This window comes from Xanthobacter autotrophicus (assembly GCF_029991245.1).
Taxonomy (GTDB): domain Bacteria; phylum Pseudomonadota; class Alphaproteobacteria; order Rhizobiales; family Xanthobacteraceae; genus Xanthobacter; species Xanthobacter autotrophicus_C.
Window position 1 is genome coordinate 1 of record NZ_JAIVFO010000248.1, and the last position, 3,271, is coordinate 3,271.

Here is a 3,271-nt window from a genome sequence, read left to right on the forward strand (position 1 = left end):
CCTTCAGGTCGCCGCAGCGCCCGTGCCCCCGTCCCGCCCGGCCGAGATCGCCGCCCGCGCGCTGGTGGCCGCCAATGCCAGCCTGTTCGCACCGCTCCCTTTGCGCCGCCCGGCCGAGGCCGGTGGCCGCGACAGCCGGGTGGCGAGCCTGACCGCGCCGGGCTCCAACGCCGCCGCGGCGCCGCTGCCCGCCGTCATCACCCGCGGAGCGGCGACGGAAGCGGGGCCGGCGCTGGGCTATGCCTCCCCCGGACCCTTGAGCGAGCAGCGCAGCGTCCTCTCTGGCGGCATGATGCCCCAAGCCCCCGCCGCGACGGCAGCGCATGCACCGGCCCCCGCCGGAAAGCAGCGCGCCAGGCTCGCCGAGGTGGCGTTCGGCCGGCTGTTCCTGTCGCCCAGCCTCGCCACGGAGCTTTACCTGCGCCCGCCGGAGCTGCGGCAGCTCGCCACCTTCATGGCGCCGCCGCATGAAGTGGTGGCCTCCGCCTTCTCGCGGGATGGCTCCTTCGGCCTGAAATCACGCTTTACCGGCACGGCGGTGGCGGACCTGCCCACCTATGTGTTCCGCGCCCCGGCCATCGCCTACACCCAGCGCATGTGAAAGCGCAGGTCCATTCGGCCCCAGCTTCCGCCTGAGATGGCGGCGGGGCGCGCCTTGCCGCCCACAGCCTGACTCGCCCACAGCCTGCCTGGAGCACGCGCCGATCGGCCTGCATCGCAGGCGAATCGGACAACGCGTTCTCTTTCTTGAACTTTTGGAAGGCGAGTCACCGATCAGATTGATTCAATCTGATCGGATCGCGCGCTAGAGCAATTCCAGCAAAAGTGCGAAGCGGTTTTGCGTCCGGAATCGCGATGAAACAAAGGTTTAGAGCATGTTCGGCGAACCGGTGTTTGCCGAACATGCTCTAGAGCGTTTTCGAGCGAAGTGGATACCGGTTCGCGTGAAGAAAACGCGTTAAAACAAAAATCTAGAGCGATTGCCGTGAGCCAGGGCGAACGGAAAACGCCCTAGACGAAGATGCCGAGCGCCTGGAGATAAAGCTCCACGATCGCTTCCAGCTCCTTGCGCTCCTCCGCGTCTTCCTTGCGGATCTTGAGGATGGCGCGCAGGGCCTTCACGTCGAAGCCGTTGGCCTTGGCCTCGGCGAACACATCCTTGATGTCGTCGGCGATGGCCTTTTTCTCTTCCTCAAGGCGCTCGATGCGCTCGATGAAGGACTTGAGCTGTTCCTTGGCAAAGCCCGCGGGGGCATCTGACACGTCTTCCGCCACCTGGCCGGTCTCCTTGGGTCGAAAGCACGTTCCGCCAGCCAGGCTGACCGGCGGACCGCACGAAATAGGGGTCCGGAGCCGGCACGGCTCCAGAGCGGGAGGAAGATAGAGGCCGCCGCGCAGGCCCGCGTCAAGGATGCGTCCCCGCTATCCACGCCGCATCAGGGCTCCCGGACGGCTTATGGTATCTCGATCCGAAGCCGCTGGCCGTCGGCACGTGCGACAAGGGCGCATGCGCCAGCTTGGTCATCGGGTGTGGCCAGGCGCTCCGGTGACGCCTGCCGCAGGCCGCAGCCCGATGCCTCCCCCTCGTCGCCGAAGAGGGGTTGACCGCGCCACCTGCCGGACTCATCCATATCCCATCCCGCCCCCGCCTGGCCGCTGTCGCCGGTTCATGCGAGCGCGGTGTCCCGCACACTCCCGACCCGCTCGTGACCGATAAACCCTTCCCGCGCCTCGCCTTCGGCATCGCGACACTGACCCTCGGCGCGCTCGCCATGGGCGCGTCCGTCCTGTTCGTCCGGCAGGCCGACGTGGGGCCGTTCGCCAGCGCCTTCTGGCGGGTGGGCCTCGCTTTGCCCGTGCTCGCCGCCTGGGCCGCCCTGACGGAGGGGCGCCGGGCGTTCCGGCCCGATCGCGCCTCCCTCCTCGCCGGGGGCTTCTTTGCCGGCGACCTCATGTTCTGGCACCTCGCCATTCTCGGCACCACCGTGGCCAATGCCACCGTGCTCGCCACCACCTCCCCGGTCTGGATCACCGCCTTCGCCGTTCTGGTGCTGCGCCAGACGGTCTCCCGCGCCGGCTGGACCGGGCTCGGCCTGTGCGTGCTCGGCGCGCTGGCACTGGTGGGCCGCAGCTGGCGGTTCGATCCCGCGCACCTGCCGGGGGATGCCGCCGGGCTGGTCACCGCCCTGTTTTTCGCCGGCTATTTCCTGGCCCTGAGCCGCGCCCGACAGACGCGGGGCGCAGCGGCGGCGACCCTGGTGTCCACGGCGGCCACGGCAACCATCCTGTTTTGGGTCGCCCTCTTCGCCGAGCCGACCCTCTGGCCCGCGAGCACCGGCGGGGTGGCGGCGCTGGTGGCCCTCGCCCTCGTCGCCCAGGTGGGCGGACAGGGGCTGATGGCGGTGGGGCTCGCTTTGGTGCCGCCAGCTTTCGGCGCGCTGGTGTTCTTCCTGGAGGTGGTGTCGGCGGCGGTGCTGGGCGCCGTTCTGCTGCACGAGCCCATTGGCGCCCTTCAGGCGGTGGGCGGGCTGCTCATCCTCGGCGGCCTGGTGGTGGCGCGGCCGCGGGGACCCACACGGGGAGCGACGCAGGCCTTGCCACGCTCGCGCCCCGATCCGGCGGCAGAAGGAGCGGCAACGGCGCAGGATCGCCCGCCAGATCATCCGCAGGACCATCCGCAGGACCGCCCGCGCGAGGGCGGGCATTGACGGGCCGGCGCCGGAGAGGCACACACCATAGCGACATGTCCTTCCCGTCCGACGGCATGACCCGTTCCCCCCTGAGCCGGCCCCCCTTGCGCCAGCGTCTGGCTCGCGCGATGTCGCGCGGCCTGTGCCAGGCCCTGCTCGTGCTGGGCGCGGCGCTGCCGGCCGTATCGCTCTTCCCGGATGCCGCCGCCGCCGAGTTCCGACTGTGCAACCGCACCCAGAGCCGGATCGGCATCGCCCTCGGCTACAAGGACGGCGAGATCTGGACCACCGAAGGCTGGTGGAACGTGGCGGCCAACAGCTGCGAGACGCTGCTGCGCGGCGAGTTGTCGGCCCGCTTTTACTACCTCTACGCCGTGGACTACGACCAGGGCGGGGAATGGGCCGGCAAGGCCTATATGTGCACGCGGGAAAAGGAATTCACCATCAAGGCGGCCGACGACTGCCTCGCCCGCGGCTTCGACCGCACCGGCTTCTTCGAGGTGGACACGCAGGAGCAGAAGGCCTGGACCGTGCAGCTGACCGAATCGGGACAGACCAAGCCGGCACCGGCGACCGTGCCC

The 3,271-nt window shown here is 69.7% G+C and carries 3 protein-coding genes and 1 pseudogene; 3 read left to right on the top strand and 1 reads right to left on the bottom strand.

The genetic code is table 11. From position 1 onward, the window contains the following. Positions 1–601: pseudogene (locus tag K9U41_RS22310) on the top strand (hypothetical protein); the annotation flags it as partial. Between the two features lie 410 nt (positions 602–1,011). On the opposite strand, the gene K9U41_RS22315 reads toward K9U41_RS22310, so the two are convergent. Then, on the bottom strand, positions 1,012–1,275 hold the full coding sequence (locus tag K9U41_RS22315) for a DUF2312 domain-containing protein (RefSeq protein ID WP_282643034.1): 264 nt from the start codon (positions 1,273–1,275) through the stop codon (positions 1,012–1,014). A 431-nt stretch (positions 1,276–1,706) separates the two neighbouring features. Here K9U41_RS22315 and K9U41_RS22320 point away from each other — a divergent pair, with 431 nt between their 5' ends. Together K9U41_RS22320 and K9U41_RS22325 are read left to right on the top strand one after the other, a co-directional pair. Continuing rightward, positions 1,707–2,708: a DMT family transporter gene (locus K9U41_RS22320; RefSeq protein ID WP_282643035.1), complete on the top strand. Its 1,002-nt coding sequence runs from the start codon at positions 1,707–1,709 to the stop codon at positions 2,706–2,708. Positions 2,709–2,818: 110 nt separating this feature from the next. Further along, a partial coding sequence (locus K9U41_RS22325) for a DUF1036 domain-containing protein (protein ID WP_282643036.1) occupies positions 2,819–3,271 on the top strand: 453 nt, incomplete at its 3' end.